Annotated in this window: 8 protein-coding genes and 1 pseudogene; 1 reads left to right on the forward strand and 8 read right to left on the reverse strand. The window is 38.9% G+C overall.

Going from position 1 to position 18001, the window contains the following annotated elements; genetic code table 11:
* Positions 1 to 104 precede the first annotated feature (104 nt).
* The 3 genes and pseudogenes from AC6RNO_RS25520 to AC6RNO_RS25530 all read right to left on the reverse strand — a co-directional run bounded on the left by AC6RNO_RS25520 (position 105) and on the right by AC6RNO_RS25530 (position 2983).
* Entirely contained in the window at positions 105 to 1025 is a 921-nt protein-coding gene (locus tag AC6RNO_RS25520) for a TniB family NTP-binding protein (protein ID WP_497107188.1), read from the reverse strand.
* Positions 1026 to 1727: 702 nt separating this feature from the next.
* A pseudogene (locus AC6RNO_RS25525) lies at positions 1728 to 2208 on the reverse strand (ParB/RepB/Spo0J family partition protein).
* Positions 2156 to 2983: an AAA family ATPase gene (locus tag AC6RNO_RS25530; protein ID WP_497107189.1), complete on the reverse strand. Its 828-nt coding sequence runs from the start codon at positions 2981 to 2983 to the stop codon at positions 2156 to 2158. Before AC6RNO_RS25530 ends, AC6RNO_RS25525 begins: the two are co-directional and overlap by 53 nt.
* Positions 2984 to 3856: 873 nt before the next feature.
* Between AC6RNO_RS25530 and AC6RNO_RS25535 the strand changes: the two genes are divergently transcribed.
* Complete coding sequence (locus AC6RNO_RS25535) at positions 3857 to 4357, forward strand: AAA family ATPase (RefSeq protein ID WP_497107190.1); 501 nt, start codon at positions 3857 to 3859, stop codon at positions 4355 to 4357.
* A 764-nt stretch (positions 4358 to 5121) separates the two neighbouring features.
* Here AC6RNO_RS25535 and AC6RNO_RS25540 read toward each other — a convergent pair.
* The 5 genes from AC6RNO_RS25540 to AC6RNO_RS25560 all read right to left on the reverse strand — a co-directional run bounded on the left by AC6RNO_RS25540 (position 5122) and on the right by AC6RNO_RS25560 (position 17228).
* Positions 5122 to 7023, reverse strand: a complete 1902-nt coding sequence (locus AC6RNO_RS25540; protein WP_497107191.1) for a Druantia anti-phage system protein DruA — start codon at positions 7021 to 7023, stop codon at positions 5122 to 5124.
* 73 nt (positions 7024 to 7096) lie between these two features.
* Positions 7097 to 12646, reverse strand: coding sequence for a DEAD/DEAH box helicase (locus AC6RNO_RS25545; protein WP_497107192.1), 5550 nt, complete (start codon positions 12644 to 12646; stop codon positions 7097 to 7099).
* Complete coding sequence (gene druD / locus AC6RNO_RS25550) at positions 12639 to 13712, reverse strand: Druantia-type antiviral defence protein DruD (RefSeq protein WP_497107193.1); 1074 nt, start codon at positions 13710 to 13712, stop codon at positions 12639 to 12641. Before druD ends, AC6RNO_RS25545 begins: the two co-directional genes overlap by 8 nt.
* Positions 13713 to 13714: 2 nt before the next feature.
* Complete coding sequence (locus tag AC6RNO_RS25555; RefSeq protein WP_497107194.1) at positions 13715 to 15547, reverse strand: hypothetical protein; 1833 nt, start codon at positions 15545 to 15547, stop codon at positions 13715 to 13717.
* Between the two features lie 13 nt (positions 15548 to 15560).
* Positions 15561 to 17228, reverse strand: a complete 1668-nt coding sequence (locus tag AC6RNO_RS25560; protein WP_497107195.1) for a competence protein CoiA family protein — start codon at positions 17226 to 17228, stop codon at positions 15561 to 15563.
* Positions 17229 to 18001: the final 773 nt, after the last annotated feature.

The raw sequence follows: 18001 nt of genomic DNA on the forward strand, positions 1-18001 counted from the left end.
AATCTGCAGATTATGGTAACGGTTAGGATAAAAAAAAGTACTAAGTTATGACAATCAAAGTCAAACTTAGTACTTACCATTTATTGGAATTTATTTTCAACTTTTTAATATACTTTCTTAGACTTTCTTTTTATCACTCCTTTGGGGAGCTGTCCGTCGAACATATCAAAATCTATTTTCATTAAATTTTGCGGACTACTAAGTAAATTACAAGCTTTAAGTATGTGACAATCTGTAAGACGGTCCTCGTTAAAAGCCAATCTCGTTGCTTTTATTATTATCTCTTTAGTGTAGCCTGCTAGCCCGCCTGATGCTAGAAACAATTTTTCAGTCACTTTCTCTTCAGTAAGACATGACTTCTCAGAAAATGGCAAGCAAGAATCAATCATTCGAAGAAATCGGTCATACTCATCTTGATCGAATGGAGACACTGTAAGCCTAGATAGAATCCTACTAGCGAATGCCTCATTATGGACTAGTAATTTATTAGAAATTTCTAAACCCGATAAAATAACTGAAGCATGTAAATTTTCAAAAAGTATTCTAAGCCATTCGACGGAATCACTATGAATTCTTCCAGTATTAATATCTAAAAGATGTTCTGTATTATCGAGAAAAATTAATTCAATACCAGATTGTTCAATTGACTGAGCAACTTTGTTTGTAATCGAAGATAAAGAGAGGTTACTACGGTAATTAACATCCATTTCTTCTAATAGACTTATAGCAATTTCCCTTGGCTTTGCTTGAAGTGGTAATTTCAAATAAAGGATTGGAAAAGCTGAATCACCTTTATAGTTCTCCAAATATTCGTTTTTGTAATATGATAAAAGAGCAGATTTTCCAGTTCCTGAGGACCCAGTCAATAAAAGATTATTAGGACATCCATCTTTTGAGGATTGATGACACTCAAAAATAGCGTCAATTATTTTTTTAAATTCGAAATGTACGAAAATAGTGTGCTTTATCCTCATAATTGTACTAGCAAAGTCATTACTATAGAACTCACTAGAAGTAGCTACCATCACCATTCACACCTTTACATCGTAATTTGTTTCATCGCTTCCAAGTATTCCCACAAATTTGTCTTTTAAACAGTGTCCCTTAGTGCATGTTTGGACGTTATATATCGGATAATACTCCATACGATATTTCATTCTCCACTTCCTATCACTCCAATATTTTTTATTTATCATCCTCCTTGTATCTCATATAGCCTCTCGGCATACGCCGAGGTGTCAATGAAAAATAAAGTATTAGACTAATGTTGCAGATTTGCCGCGGTTTTTGTATCGGAAAATCGTCAGCTTTTAAAAAATAAGTTTTAGACTGACCCGAGATTATGATGTGTTATGAGAAAAAATTAGATAATAGTTATAATGAACGAAACCAACATCCCAGTTTGCTTCTACGTAGGTTAATTTGGAAACAATGGCATTGTACAGAGAGTCAGTGAACCATTGGTTGCCAAATCAGAGCTACAAAACAAAAAGGAGTTGGTTTCTACTATGAGTATTTCCACAAAATACGTCGGCCTAGACGTGTCTAAATCCAAAATCGCAGTTGCTACGCAGAAGAAGGCAGACAAGAGCCTCGCTATTGGGGGACGATTCCGCATACGAAAGAAGCCGTCCGCAAACTTATGCAGCAACTGCGTAAAACAGAAGAAATGGTACTGGAAGTATGCCCTACTTGATCCGCCAGAGTCTCGACCGAATATTTACCATTTATATCCTGCCCAACTTGGGCAGCATTTTCTTTGCTCGGTCTGCCTGCCGACGTTTCATCGCATTTAGCTTCATCCTATAAGCAAACGCCTTTTCACTCGGGGACACATGCTCTCGCTGCAGGTTACTGTCCACCATAATAATGGTCGCCTGGTCGTCGTCCAATTCCCGAACAAGGCATGGAATAGACTCCATTCCCGCCATTTCACTTGCCTTTTTACGCCGATGCCCAGCCACCATCTGTTTTGGGACGTACCAGCACAGGAACCAGCACCCCGTATTGCTTTACGCTTTCTGTCATCTCCAGCATTGCATCGTCCGCCTTTACTTTAAAAGGATGATCGAGAAAATCACTGATCTCCGCCAGCGAAATTTCCTTAATCTGTTCCTTCTGGGTCGAATTCCGTGTTTCTTCCGTTGTAAACAAATCATCGACTGTGGTCAGCTTTATGCTGGCGCGCCGATCTTCTTTCGCTGTCAATACCCTGCACTTCCCTCGTTAATGAAGCGTACGCTTTGGCGACCTGTCCGTTTGGATCGTGCGCATAAATACTTTTGCCGCGAGTACTGGTTTCCGCCGCGCGGATGGAGAGAGGGATTTCCGTTTGAAACACACGCAACTTGTCCCCATAATCGCGGCGAAGAATGAACGAAATATCCTTGGCAAAATTGGTGCGGCTGTCCACCATTGTAAGCAGCACACCCTCCACCACCAGCTTTTTGTTAATTTGGCGGCGAATACGAGCAACCGTCTGCAACAACTGTGTCATGCCTTTTGCGGGCAAATAGTGCGCCTGAACAGGAATGATCACGCTATCTGCCGCTGCCAAAGCATTGATCGTCATCATGCCCATGCTGGGCATGCAGTCGATCATGATGTAATCGTAACGGTCCTTTACGGTGTCGATATACGCGCGCATAATCGTTTCCCTACTCATCGTATTGACGAGCGCCACTTCAACGGCAGATAGTTCAATGTTGCCGGGCATCAGGTCAATTCCTTCATTATGCTGCAAAATACCCTCCTGCGGGTCGTAGGCTTCCTCGGCCATACATTTTTGCAGCATCGTCGCTAGCGATACGGGGAGGTTGTCCGGCTCTTGAAAGCCAAGCGAATCCGTTAAATTCCCCTGTGCATCAGCATCCAGCAGCAGTACCCGGTTACCTTCCGCTGCTAACCCGATACCGAGGTTAACCGCTGTCGTTGTTTTGCCCACGCCACCTTTCTGATTGGCGAGAGCGATTACCTTGGCCATGTGGTCCAGTCTCCTTTCAATAGAAGAAACCAATTGTTTCGAGGAATCCAAACACCGGTTTTCAAAGCTATCTATATAAAAGAGATCACCCGCATAGGATGAACTCTTGGATTTTCGACTTTAAACGTTATACTTTCATCTACAGGCAATAGCATGTTGCATTTCCATCAAGTTTCTTGCTTTTTGTGTTGCAGCAGGGACTAATAACAACGAGTCTGTACCCATGCAGACTCCAAACCTACGGCAATCTGAAATTTTCATAAAAAGAGTAATCCTTACGTATCCCAGCAGGGATCACTGATAGGCAAGTTACAGGTAAACATAGAAAAAATTTATCCGGCGAACAGCGGTGAACTGTCTCCATGAGCGCAAGCTTGCGCTTCCTCCAGGATCGCTGCAGGCCGCCCCCATTGCGATAAGCAGTGGCTGGGCGGAAGTATCATAATCTCTCCACACAGGTCATCGCCGTAAATGGAACCACCATTTCGTTATGCATCACGAAATCGCTCTTATCTTGCCCTGCGTCTTGAACGGACGGGCAGGAACAAAATGGTCATGGCGCGCTGGCATATTGGCTTTCCTTCGAGGCTGCATGGGGAATGTACCGGACAAACTTGTATTCAATTTTCAATGAGCGATGGCGAGGAGTTTTTGTCCCTCTATAAGCCGTTTCATTTTTCGGGCAAAATCGGGTAGTCTGAGAAAAAACTTTTTTGAGGAAAGTTTTCGAGGACATCTCGCGGTCTTCTGTTTGCCAAAAAAACTTGCAGCAGCGGACTACAGCTGTTGGATATCTTGTTTTAAAAGGTAGAATGGTGAGAGGTTAGACCGTTTTTTGAGGGCGAGCTCGATTTTTGAGGGGAAGGGCGCAATATGTTATATATCTTTGGCGGCTTGCCGGGTACCGGCAAATCCACATTATCAGCAGCTTTAGCTAAGGAACTCCAAACCACGTATCTCAGAGTTGATGTAGTTGAACAGGCGATGCGTACTGCCGGAATCCGTGTGAACGGGCCGGAAGGCTACATCTTATGCTACGAACTTGCAAAACAAAACCTGCGATTAGGTCTTGATGTCATCGCAGATACGGTCAATCCGATAAGCATCACGCGCCAAGCTTGGCGGGACGTGGTGGAATCTCTCAAGATTCCGTTTGTTGAAATCGAGGTTATTTGCTCTGATGAACGTGAACACAGGCATCGTGTCCGCACACGTCTAACAGATATTCCTGGCTTTATTCTCCCGACTTGGAATGAAGTTAAAAATAGACAATACGAGGCGTGGGATCGAGAACGGCTTATTATCGATACTGCTCATCAATCAGTAGACGAAAGTTTGCGGATGCTTCGTGAAAGGCTTGGTCTGGAGATATGAAGTGTCAGTATTCAAACCACACGAAATCAGTAGTTACAAAGAGACACAGCTTAAGAGAATGCGTAGTCAATGAGGATTTTCTTTCATTTAATTGAAAGTCGTTGCCAAGAAAGTGAAAGGCCACCTTCGCTTTTAATATCGAAGATGGCCTCTCACTCGGACTGTCGCTGCTGATTTCCATGTTTGATATGCGCTCTGTGACAACAGGACACTTAAGCAAAACACGATTGACCGTCAATGGGCACTTTTTCCGGGCCAACATGTTGAACTGTGACACTCCAACCACCATAGCCAGGCATCCAGCCGATGCCTTCCTAATTGGGCAAGGTACCTTACAGCGGCTCATTCTGCTCTTCCTTCATCGTTTTCCCTAGCAATGTGGCAAAGGATATCAACAGATTGTCGAGAGCCCTACAGCCTAAAGCGCATGTAAGATTCCCTTGTACAACGGCAACAGCTTGCCTCCCGCAACCGATGCACAGATTTATGATGGTTGTCGTTTTAACGACACAACGTTTTTTTGGGCAAAGGCAATTACATTAACCAAAATGATTGCTGCTTTCATAAAAAAAGCTGATTGTGCTGATGTTCACTGAACACATTCATGGCACACCGGCCGCAACCCCTGCATGAAAGCAACTCTTTCACAAAAAATTGGCTTCTAAATAGAGTACTGAGAAACAGTAAGTAAGCTTTACTCGCCAAACCGATGACTGAATTATTAAAAAAGCTGACTCAGAAATCCCCTGCATCAGTTAAAAACTTTAATTACCATTAAATTTATTACCCAACAAAAAGTTGTCTACATTAAAATCATGTAATTGTTGTATTACGCTGTGATTTTCAATTCTCATCGACAACCAACGTTCTCTCCAAAAATTACAAATTTCCTCGGTCGTCTGAACTGGAGTATTTTGACATAAGTAATACTCTGGCCTACCTTCTTCGCCTCGCAAGTACTCATACGCATTCTCAGCTAACTTGATGCCATATACGATTCTTTTAAAACTATGATTAAGCAAATGTTCGGACGGGAGTCCTAGCGCATCTAACCCTGCCCGTATCAAACGCATTCTAGGGCTAGTTCCTTCCCCGAAAGTATTACTCACTAAACGTCTCCCATGTATTTTGGTAGTTAATTCAGAAAATGATTCAACTGTTTCATCGGAAATATATACGGTACCAAAACCTTTAGTGAGTCCTAATGATTGATACCCAATTTTATTTGGGGGCTCGCTACTATTGATAGCATGGGATGGAATATATAATCTGTTGTATTGACTACTACCGGACTCGTATAGACTTGTTGTTCCTAGCAAAACTAAATGAGCAGGTTTGATAACAGGCTCACCTTTCATTGCTGAAGCAATTACTGACACCTGCTTTCTATATTTTTCTTCATAAGCTTGGATAATTTGAGGGCTCATCATCAATAATGCAGTCAACTTACCGCCCAATAAAAAGTTGTATGGAGGAACCGCGCCGCAAACGATGATATCCATCATATTCGCGCCAACCTTTTCTCTTTTATTCGACTGTAGAGCTACAGATAAAGCAGATCGCCCTCGTGACGTTTGTACGAGTCGTTGCAACGACTCTTGGGGCTCATTTAGATTTAGATGATTGAAAAAGTCCTGTGCTTTGAATAATTTAAGAAGCGTCTTAGCTCGCTTCTTCTTATAAAACAAACCTTGACAAACATCATCCCAATCAGCATTATTAATATTCGAAGTAATTTTCGGTGCTACTGCAACATTGTCTTTTTCACTTTCCAAAAACTCATTTAAATCATTTACATACTCATTGACATTCAAAAGATTTATATCTTCACTTATTAAATCTCGTGACTGAATTTCTAAAATTGATCTTTCAATAGAGTGCCTTAAGCCATTTAATACTTGTTGAGCAGTAAGTTCGTCCATGTTTTGAAGACGTTCCCGCAAGCTTTCGATGGTCCATCCTATTTCGTTATCGCGGCAAGTTATCTGTACGATACTGCTGCCAAGAGCAGCAATACCTATAACTGGATGACATTCCTGTGCAGAATCTCTCACTAACACAAAAATGTTTCTCCCTGGTGTAGGCTTATGAGGTAATGTCCATGTTAATCGGAAATATCTCCAAATATCTAGAAGCCTATATCCGGTATGCTCATCCCGATCTGTGCTACTCTGTACGATTTGTAAGTAGGGCCTTATTGCATCCGCCTTTTGTTCTTGAATCGTACTTAAAAGTCGATTAACAGGTGCAGTTAAACTCTTTATAGACACAACTTTTCCCTTATATTTTTTGTGTCTTTCCATTCTCAATATAAACTTCTTAAATGAATCGCTTTCTAATTGTTTGTTTCTTTCATAGAATAATGCCTCTCTAAACCACTGTTTTTTTTCCATATTCTCTGGTGTTTCAGGATGATGAATGCTCACTGTTTTGTCTTGGATTTTCAAGTCCCATCCCTGTAGAAATAAATCTCTTAACAATAGCAATAAGCCTCGGAACTTAATACTATCTAGACTTTCATTATCCTGTTCTGAAATTTTATTTGTGATCCAATAGGCCCTCTCCTCCCCCTCTGGGATGTCTAGAGCCTGTTCTAATATTTCATTTAGCGTCTTCAAGTTTTCTTCAGATAGAGAAGGCTGTAATATGGTTTTTCTATTAATCATTAACTCTCACCTAACCGCCTAAAATAAAAATGTTACCTCCCACCTTTCGGAGGTAACATTTTTATAAGCAAAATTAACTTTTTTCGATTTTCTCTTTAAACTGTTTATAGACCAAAGACAAGTTTCTTCCTATTAGATATTCATTTATCAATAATAACTGAGCTTCAGAATAATGTCTTGTGAGAGGATGGAGTTTCTCTACATGATCTTTATCAATTAGACTTGGAGTTACACCAAGAGCGATTTGACGATTTTGAGAGCTTATCACCCACGGCACCTGAATCCCATTATAACTCACACTATCTTTGCATGTGTAGCCTTCCAATTCTAAAATTCTAACCAATGGCTCAAGAACTTTTTTTTGCCGATCAATATGCAAAATATTGGGTACCTTAGAATGAACCATGTATCTCAACAAACTCGCGCCTAAATGACGATCCAAATGAAGGTGCCAGTACCTATTTTGATAATGTCGAATACAATCCGTACAAGAACGGTCACACACTTGATGACAATTTTCTAATAGATCCAAGGCTTTATTTAGGATCATTGGCAACTTGTGAGCTGCTTGTTCTGCATATCCCGCACCACCTGCTAAGGAATCAAACATGTAAATATCAGCTCTTAATGGATCATCTGGATTTAATTTCACAAGTCTAAATCCAACTTTGAACTCTGCGGGATCGATATCTAATTCTCTACTAGCAGATAATAACAAGGCTTCAGAAACTGTCCGCAGAGCGTCATTAATGATATGGTTGTCAAGATTAAGTTTTACTGAACTAATAAGTGGTTCTTCAATATTTAAACGCAATAGCAACAAATCACTTTTAAAGTCGTGTCCCAAAAAAACGTTATGAAATACACCGTGACATTTAGACGGCACTTGAACGCCATAAGTAGGTTCTACTTGATAGGGGCGATCATGAGAAACGTTAGGGGATTTTTTGTCTTCAGGATCAACAACTTTTGCTGCTCCGCACAATTCACATACATAAAATCCAGCATTACTCTCATCATTGCCTTTATTAATTGTAACGAGCCATTGATCCTTCGCCTGAACAGAAATCAACTTTTCACCAATCCTTGTCCATCCCCCCATATCATCCTCAGATAACGGAAGAGGGAATTGCGCAGTTGTAGCATACGTCAGTTCTTGTTCATCATCACCTTCTATGATAGCTGCACCCTTTTCAGGTAGAAATACTTCGGGTATTAAAAGTTGTCCTGAATCAAGTGTGCCTGCACAAACAGGACATGGATCTCTTTCACTTAATTTTTCAGCCTCATCTATGTCACGAACAAAGGTACATCTCCTGCAGGACACATATTTTCTAAAGTTTGATTTCGCCTGGAATAGCTTTTCTGCTCGATTGATATCCGTAGCTCTTGCTGTATTTGCTACAATCCCACCTGATCGATACGTCGTTTTATCAATAACCACTAACCTGCCAGGCGCATATTCACTCAATGCCTGATCAATAGATTGCTGTGGCAACTCTTTGGTAATTATTTTGAAGCTATTTTTTCCTTTCTCTTTCTTTATCTCAATTGGAAAACTGCAAAGATTCGTGGGAAATGCATAACTCGGTAAAAATCCTTCATCAAATAAATAACTAAGAAGTTCATTTCTATTAATGCCGAGATCGAATTCATTTTCATCGTCTTCTTCACTAATCTCGTCTTTATTTACGTTATTTGGCAAGACTAATTCCATTTTTGACAACAATTCCTCTACGAAGTCGTGCACGCATTTAATTTTGTCAGTTGCTATGTTTTCTGGCAACCACTCGATAATGCGATCAACAAGAGTGTGATTCTCATAAATACCCTGTATAATCCATTCGATAAACTTGAACTTGTTGAATTGATTATCTGAATCCATGCCAAAAAAATCTGTGACAGAACCAAGAGCAGCAAATAATGTCTTATCCTCATCTATTTTCACTTCGCTTCTATCAATCATTTCATGAAAGAAGGTTTGGAACATATAAGCAAAAACATGCCTTTTGGCAATCTTAGTATTATTTACTTTAATCATTGGTAATCGTGGGGAACCTGCTACAATTTTCTCTGGATTTTGAAAATAGAAGCTATCGTGCGGTGCCCCTTCGGCATAAGTAATAACTGTTGACAATGACGAGCCGCGGCGCCCTGCTCTCCCTGCTCTTTGTTGGTAATTTTCACGTTGAGGCGGGACATTTCTTAGTCCAACAGCAACTAGAGAGCCTATGTCAATCCCAACTTCCATTGTAGTGGTACAACTCAGCACATCTACCGAACCTTCTACTAATTCGTCTTGTTCCAATTTTACATCTTGAAAACGCAACTCATATATTTCGTTCGATGCAAAAATTTCACCTGCATCTTTATGTGATAGCTGTGCTGTGTGCTCTTCAGCAGTTACGTATTTAGGGCTACTTTCATTTCGGATAGACTGCACGACTGGAGTGCGTAGAAATCCCTTTCGTGCCTGCACATAATCATGGGTGTCAGGATCAAGAATGATGACATCCTTGTCCCCACAGTTAACACAGTAATCCTCTAGTTTTACTGGAGATATAAAGGTGCAACAGTTGCATTTGTACCAATCTGAATCGATGTCAATCTTTAATACAACATCATTACTGTCTATAACATAGGCATCGCCAACCTTATGACACAGTCTCTTACGCAAAACTTCTTGAATACTCGTTACTTCTTCTGGAGTGCATTTAAAATATTCTTCTAAGATAAACCTTTGTTCTTCTCCAATCTTCCCTGAACTTGTCCATGAACTTTGCGGGTATCCAGCCGCTTTTCGCCTTATAGAAGCAGATATTTTTGTCTCTAATTCAAAAGCAAAATCCTCCAAAATATCTTCAATATAATAGTTAGTTAAAGCTTCTATATGGGAAGCATCTAGTTTATCCGTAATTACCGATACTTCTTTATTTATCTTTTGTACCATTAGATTAGTAGGTACAAGATATCCAACCATCGCAGCCCTTAACGAATATTCTTTATTACACAATTGTCGCAGGACTGCTTTATAGTAGCTGGAAGAAGGTCTGCACTCCCATTGCTGCTCTGTTGCAAATTCTAAAGATCCATCATAGTCTTCTTTAAAATCTCGAACATGCTTAAGCAATGCTATTCTATCCTCTAGATCAAAAAACTGGAGATTGAACTCCGCTACGACCGACACAAAGGCAATATAGAGTGCATCGTTTATCTTGGGCTCTCTATTACATACTTCTTTATATCGAACAGCAGCCAAAACAATTGCTTGTCTAAAAGTATCCCATTCAACTTCTCTTGGAATATCTCTCGCTAAGCGAGCTGCTTTCTGTCGTCCATCAGAGAACAACAAAACTTTTCTTCCGCCATTCGGAAATTCATCGTTTTCTCTACGTTGTGCTGGTTGATTAAACAATTGAGCCTTAACAAGGTTTGCAAACGGAGCCTCTCCCTTTGTAGCTAGATTCATGATCTTACTTCTGTTCTTTTTCCATTTTTTCAAACAGATTGGACAACGTTGAAACAGCTTATCTCCAGAACCGGAACTGATTGGTCTATACACTTTCAGAAACCCTTCTGTTGTCTGAGGTTCATTATAAAATAACTTGCCTGAACTGATATCTAGCCATGCAGGTACACTGTTTTCAATATCTCGCTCGTTAGGTTGACCATCAACTAACAGTTGAATTTTATACAGACGATCTTCATTCTCATCATTTACTCCAGTTATATTTGTAGGCTCATGGAGTAAAAAGTCACCATTCTCACCATGCACGTATCCAACTATAAATGCAGCACCACAATCTCGATGTGTAAGCAATTCATAAACCCGGGCATTTTTTTTGCAATTACAGTTCAACATAGGAACAGTATGCAACCGCCCTAATATTGATTGATTTTCTGTTTTATCCAATCTCCCCTCACAATCCTGGTTGGTACAAACGTATAGACCTGGAATACCTCTAAAAAACAGATGCATTCTTGTAGGCAACAAGACTTTATTATCAACTTTTCTCTTAGCCAGTGCTCCCAATGCCAAAACAACTTCAGTCGCTTGTTGGGCGGTCACTGTATCCTGAATAGGGAAGAGTTCGGTTGATAGACGATGCAGTGGTAAAGTATTCCCACTTAAAGCTTTAATCATCTGCTCAACTGGACCCCATCCTGACAGTTGATAAAAAAGGTGATTAACAAATTCATTAACCTCATTGCCTTTAAAACCATCCATTCCTAGCATGCCTGCTACAGCATTAAATTCCTTAATCGCAGCCTTCGGGTATACTAATGTATTCTGAATTACGGAAAGATTTATTCGTGACAAAATTACTGCCTCTTCTGCAATTCCCCTGCGTGCTCCATGACGCAACTCCAAATTACCCGTAACCAATTGGAATTTACGTGATGTTTTTTCATTGATACCTGTAAGTTCACCAGCAAAATTTATAATAGCTTGCTCATCAGCCTCACTCTTTCCTAAGCTAGCACTTGTGAGTATGCATTTCATTCTATTACGATCAATTCCTAGTCTGGCCATTAACCTTCTTATTAGAAAAGCAACTTCGGCTCCACCAGTTCCGCGATACATATGTGCTTCATCTAAAATAAGAATTAACTTATTTCTGTGGTCGGCTTCTAGCCATTTTTTTGTATCTTGAAAAATACTCCTCTCAATTGGCCGCATGAGCATGTATTCCAACATCGAATAGTTAGTAATAAGAACATCTGGGCATAATGTTTGCATTTCATGTCTAGTCAATAATTCCCTATCATCGGGTTGTGTTTTCAAACGTTCATGCCAATTCCTTATAATTCTAGGCTTCCCTTGACGCTTGCCTGTTCTATATATTTCATTCTGTTCCTTATGTTTAGCATAGAATTTAATAAGATCCTTACTAGGCCACTTCCCTTTGGCTTGAAGTTCACGAACTTTATTGACATCCCCCGCATACTTCAAATAAAACTTTTCAAATAAAGGCTCAATATGCGCTGTAGTCTTCGCAGACTTATGTACCCCTGGATAAGGGGTTTTTGAAGTGTATGATCCAAATTGAACATTTCTAGCTCGACCTTGCTTCAATAAAGCTGCAACTCGCTCATCACCAAACAGTTTTCTTATTCTTCCGAGTTGATCATTGACCAGTGCATTCATTGGATATAACAGAATTGCCCGGCAGCCGCGCATTGAAGCTACATTTGGGCGGTCAGCAGCCTCTATTGCTAAAGATCCTAGAATTGGCATCAAAAAACTCTCTGTTTTCCCTGACCCCGTCCCTGTAGCAACAATGATATCTTCGTCCTCGTCTAAAAAAGCTTCAAGTGCTCTAGCCTGGTGAGTATAGGGACTAGGGAATACACCTACACTAGGGTTGCTCAATTGGGAGACTTGTAATAAAATATTTTTTGCTGCGTCAGGAATACTTAATTTCTCATATGACGAGCCTAATTCATAACTCGGAGTTGCCTCAATAAAAGGTTGTTGGCTTATTTGGCCAAATTGGTCAAGCAAAAGATTTCTCTCTCTAATTAAACTTTCATTCTTAATATGATACGCTGATTCAAGATAAGATCTTAAAGTTTTGTGCAATGATTTGGAAACTTCAAATGCACCGTATGCATCACTCATTGTGGTTCCTCCTTGTACCCAAAATCTCATATCCGTGTGATTTCAGGAACTGTTCAACATGATCCTGAACTTGTTCACATACATAGTACTCAAAAGCATTCTGTTTTAGCGAGAAAACTAATATATGACGTTCTAATGCCTGTGGGAGCAGAGAGTTGACTTTCAAAAAACTATCATTCCAGCGGGCTATTGGAGATCGTCCACTATTTAATCGAAATCCTATCATCAACCATCTAATAGTATCAGTATCTGTGATTGTAAATTCCCTCAACAAATAACCTTCATTTAGTTCTCCCAAGAAATAACGTCTATTTGAGTCTAATGTTTTACAAAGCAATATGCCTGATAATTTTTGTGCTTGAATTGTTCTTTGATCAATCCAGAAAGACCTATTTCCGCGTTCCTTATGCCCCAAAGAATTATACACTTCAAATTCTTCAAATCCTTGAATACTTTGGCTTCCTAAAGTAGACAATTGACGCATTTGCAACATCATCCAATTCTTAATGTTCCGAGGTTTCCATCCTATCCAATTTGAATAATCTTGCCATAAATGCCGATCCGTTTTTATTGAGTCAGGTATTCTTTTCTTCTCAACTATTCGCCCGTATCCTGAAATTCGTGCGCTTGGGATCATATTTCGAATTAATGTCGTAGGTGTTCCACCAACAATGACTGCGTACTCACTTTCCGGGAGTTCAATCATCCGTAGTGGCAAAGGTACATAAAATCCACTTCCCAAGTGGACTGTATCACCAATTTTCTCCAAGCACTTTCGAACATGTTTAGTAACATCCGTTTGCTCTTTTAAATTTGCTTCTTTTAATTCAGGCCATATAGCATCTACTTGTTGGCTTAACCTATTCTTAATTTTGCGATTGTGTACTGGTTGTATATTGTCGTTTGAAGAATCACCTTTAATTGCTATTTCAAAGAGAATGGACCTCCAGTATTCTGTTAAAAATAGTTCTCTTTGAAAATAATCATCTCCAGGGAATGAAACAGTCTTGTGAGACATTGTCAACTCAATAAATTCTTTTGAGGTTAGCACTTTTGGTTCTTCCATATTTATCGATCTTCCATAGCCATATGTTTGATAAGTGACTTACTTCGTTCATCTAACTCAATCTCATCAAACGACTGCTCCACCCGTTCCTTGAAATGCAATGAGGTTATTGGAATTAACCAACCATAATTTACAGATGAAAAGTTAAAAGAGGAATCTAATTGAATCATCATTTTATACGTTGCGGCTATTGTTTTACGCCATAGGATGCTGCCATGTTCAATTATAGCTTCGGGTAATAGATCCTCTATTTCTAAATAATCACTTATATCCATATCTGTCTTTAAGAGCAACTTTGGATCAATGACTCCATTGACATAGGGTTCGATATTTTTGTAACCCCACCCAATACAATCCGTATTAAACACCGGACCAATTTCCAGATATTCTTTACTTAAACTTAAAACTGAAGGACCCGTAACCAGGGTTGCCATAAATATGATAGGATAATTCCAGTTTGCTCTTCCTATTATTTGCTCAGCTATATATTTTCTTAAGTTAGAACCGTAGATTTCAAAAGCTGACCTATTGATCCCTTCAAGTATAATTGCTATCGGATGATGACAAGATTCCGCTTCATCAAGCCATTGCCTAAGTTGTTCTGCAGAAATTAGCTCATCTATTTGCCCAAATGGGATGTTGATAACCTTCACAGTACTCCCACATAGGCTAGCAGCGCAATATTCTGCAGCAAACAAACTCATAGATCCGCTAAACATAATCATTTGATTGGTAAGAACTGCAGCCAATACTTCAAATGCAATTTCTTTTGCATCAGCCAGTTTTATACCTAAACTATTCAAGTTTTTCTTCAAATGAGTCATCGCTTCCTGACCATTTGCAAGTTGAACTGGTGGAAGTTTGAATTCAACCTCTTCTATGGTGAGTTGATTGACTTTCTCTGTAGTCACTGCCACCTGTGTAGTTTTTCTATCCCACAGTGTATTTGAGAGTAGTTCTTTCAGATCAAGACCCTTATAGGATTCCTCATGTCTTGATAGTTTTAATTCTATTTCATTAATTTGTTTAACTAGCTCGTTACTTTGTTTATTTATAACACCAATCTGTTCCGTCAAATGTTTAAATGTATTTGAAGGAACAGATTCTCGTTTTGTTAATACTTCAATCTCACCGTTCAATTCTAAAACATTTTCTTCAATATCTTGAGATTTCTTTGCCATAACGGATGTCTCTTCTCGCAATGTAACGGCAATCGTACTAAATTCTTTGAACTCTTTTCTTAACGCAAACACATTTTCGTCAATCCCATTAACCATGTTTTGCATTTTCTCTTCACTCTGCTTAACATCTGACACCACTCGCTCCTCTAGTAATTCTAAGCGCGCCTGTAGTTTTTTAGTAAATGATGTAGGTGCTAAATTGACTAACCACAAGCTGTCGATATTCATACTGAATGGACTAAATTTTATCCACTCTCTGATAACATCTTGTTCCAATTCCCCAATTACTAGCTTATTTAAAATTTTTAATAATTCATCTTGATTCTCTATCATCTTAATTACCAAGCTATTAAATTCTTTTACATCTTGATAATTCAGCAATCTCTTTAATGGTTCATACGAGTCTGTCCATAAAATCCATAGTTTTAAAAACAAACTCCATTCTTTATCATCCCAACGCTCAATTCTTGTAAAATACACTCTCAGCCGTATTTCTATATCCTTGCCTGCACGAAAGCCTTTTCTTTTAGGCAGTATTTTAATAGCACTTGATAAAGTTCCAGCGGGTATACTCTCCAAAAATGTTTTGAAATCATCAAACGAATAAGTCTGTATTGCATTTCTTCGATTCTCGGGATAGCCAATTAAACTCATTTCTCTCCATCACCTAGTCTCTATCAGTTTTTTTAATGGATACAGTTCGTAAAAACTCACTAATACACTCCTTTATTTGAGGTAACATTGAAACAGGAAAAAATTCTATCTTTGACACCTTAAGAAACATTTCTTTATCAGATCGATTCAAGTATTTTAATTTTTTTATATCAATTCCATTAAAAATGTCATTCCTAATCATTCCTACTGCCCGATGCTTTGTGCGCAAACTCAGTAATATCCATTTCACTTGCTCTCTCCAACTCATGCTCATCGAAATTGAGCTATTCTCCCTTTCCTTTAACGGCTTTACTGCAAGAGATCCATATCCTCCAGCATCAAGATAGACATCGTCATCTTGACGTAGCACTTGATTTAGGGTTTGAGCAATTTCAATAGGATTTTCCTTCTTAAAAACAATTTCATTCACTTGTGTTTTTAAGAAGAGGGCAACGTTGCTTGGAAGATTGACATCTGTTAGAGTAAACTTATATTCTTGAATCATTTCAAAAAAAATCATGGCATCTTTAGAATGCAAGCTATATGTATCTTCTGTACCCGAAGAAGAGTATATTCCTTTAAACACGACTCCTCTGATACTTGGGACTGCCTGAATTGTATTTTGACATACTAATCTCAAGGCACTTTGCCTGTCATCATCCAACCATATCTCCACTCTTCCCTCTGGAAGATTTCCAATTGATAACAATATAGGCATCTCGCCATTTCCAAAATGACGTATTAACTGCATTTCATCTATCTTGTAAATATGTATTGTTGACCACGCTTTCGCGCCTTGTTCCCCAGTTACAGCAATAATTACATTATCAGATGGGGAAATCACTACCGCTTCTTGATCATCTACTGCACTTGAAACTGGTGATACTAGTCGTAATTGGGGGACAGGGGCAACCACGCTCTTGTTTAAATAAATTCTGATCCATTGCTCAACAAAGCTATCCGAAGAAGTTGGTAACTTTATGATCATAGCAGACCAACTATTTACTTTTTTCAGGTTTCGATGGGCAATACGATGCGGCAAATTAAGAAAATTCTTTATGTTCTGATGATCATAAATTAATACATAGGTCTCTCCCCATTGAAGGGGAGTGTTCAGTTGTAGCCTTCGCCCTCCTAATTTTGAAAAATAGAAGGTAGTAATCATATCTTCATCCAAACCTTTTACAGAATGATTAACTTTCTTTTTCCAATCGTCTTTTATTTCTCCATTTACTATTACATTATAAATTTGTGCTTGTAATTTAACTCTTACTTTCTTTCCATTGCTTCGAACAGAGGACAGTGGGATTGTTCTCTCACCATCCCATGCAAATGGAATCTTAAGGAATGCCTTACCCGTATATTGCCCAACTGCGGATGGTATTTTTACATGTAGCGACCAATTTTCCTTTTCTATTTCCACATACAAATCCAATGTTTTTTCGTGTAAGTTATCTATTATTCTGTCCTCAACTTTTGATGCATAAATCGTAGGAGGAACATATAATTCGCAATCTTTTATAGTTTGCCCTGAAACATGTGCAAAATGAGCAATTCTTTTTTTTCCTTTTCTTAAAAATGTCTCTTTTCTACATCTAGGACATGTATAAGATAAGCCCCTTATCGCATCTGAAGAGAACGCATGGACATGTTGCAAACTTGAATTCAATGCCCATTCCATAATAATCACACCTAACAAATAAAATTGAGACTATATACCTACTCTCTAAAATTCGACATTCATCGGTCATTTCCTCCATATTTTCCATCTCTTCTATCAGAAGAATACTCAAATACAACTATTCGAAATTTTGAATTGATTAATCGCCAAGGCTTGGAGTCTACTATCCTGAAAATAGTTAGTATGTACATATCGGCAAAAGCGAGAGATGTTTGTGTCGCGCCAACATCTGAGGGAAGGTCGCATCTTATCATCCGACTTTCCGCATGAAATAATTTTCCAATTTCGAATTAAATCGCTATAGATATTCAAATTTAGCTCAAAGGACGGCACTTTTTTCTGTTTTTCAACACGTTTGGGCTCTGATGAGAGCAAAACCTTATGACCAACAAGTAAATAATCTCGTTTGGTCTGTGCAGATCCCTGATTGAACCTCTCAGAGACGTCGAGTTGGTCAAAAAATAACAAGTTAATTTCAAAAAAACGCGTAGTTCATAAAAATTAATTGGAGATATCTAAGAGAAAGTGCGTAAACACCACTTTTGATAATTCCTTTTTTCCATTTTATTCATGCGGAAAGCCGGTTATCATAATAGAAAGAACCGTCAGTTTATGGTCTGACGGTTCTCTTAGACTTATCACTTTTCTATTCGAACGCCCTTGAACTTCCCGCCAGATGTCTTCTGATCCATAATGCGTCCCGTATCTGGATCACGTTTAGCTGAAAATATTTTATTATCTGCTTTAGTAAGTTTATCTGCTGAAACCCAAGG

The sequence above is a fragment of the Paenibacillus sp. sgz302190 genome (assembly GCF_059820445.1).

Bases quoted from the DNA above. Each gene is read 5' to 3' on its own strand.
- AC6RNO_RS25520 (WP_497107188.1), bottom strand. From the start codon at position 1,025: ATGGTAGCTACTTCTAGTGAGTTCTATAGTAATGACTTTGCTAGTACA.
- AC6RNO_RS25530 (WP_497107189.1), bottom strand. From the start codon at position 2,983: ATGGCCAAGGTAATCGCTCTCGCCAATCAGAAAGGTGGCGTGGGCAAA.
- AC6RNO_RS25535 (WP_497107190.1), top strand. From the start codon at position 3,857: ATGTTATATATCTTTGGCGGCTTGCCGGGTACCGGCAAATCCACATTA.
- AC6RNO_RS25540 (WP_497107191.1), bottom strand. From the start codon at position 7,023: ATGATTAATAGAAAAACCATATTACAGCCTTCTCTATCTGAAGAAAAC.
- AC6RNO_RS25545 (WP_497107192.1), bottom strand. From the start codon at position 12,646: ATGAGTGATGCATACGGTGCATTTGAAGTTTCCAAATCATTGCACAAA.
- druD (WP_497107193.1), bottom strand. From the start codon at position 13,712: ATGGAAGAACCAAAAGTGCTAACCTCAAAAGAATTTATTGAGTTGACA.
- AC6RNO_RS25555 (WP_497107194.1), bottom strand. From the start codon at position 15,547: ATGAGTTTAATTGGCTATCCCGAGAATCGAAGAAATGCAATACAGACT.
- AC6RNO_RS25560 (WP_497107195.1), bottom strand. From the start codon at position 17,228: ATGGAATGGGCATTGAATTCAAGTTTGCAACATGTCCATGCGTTCTCT.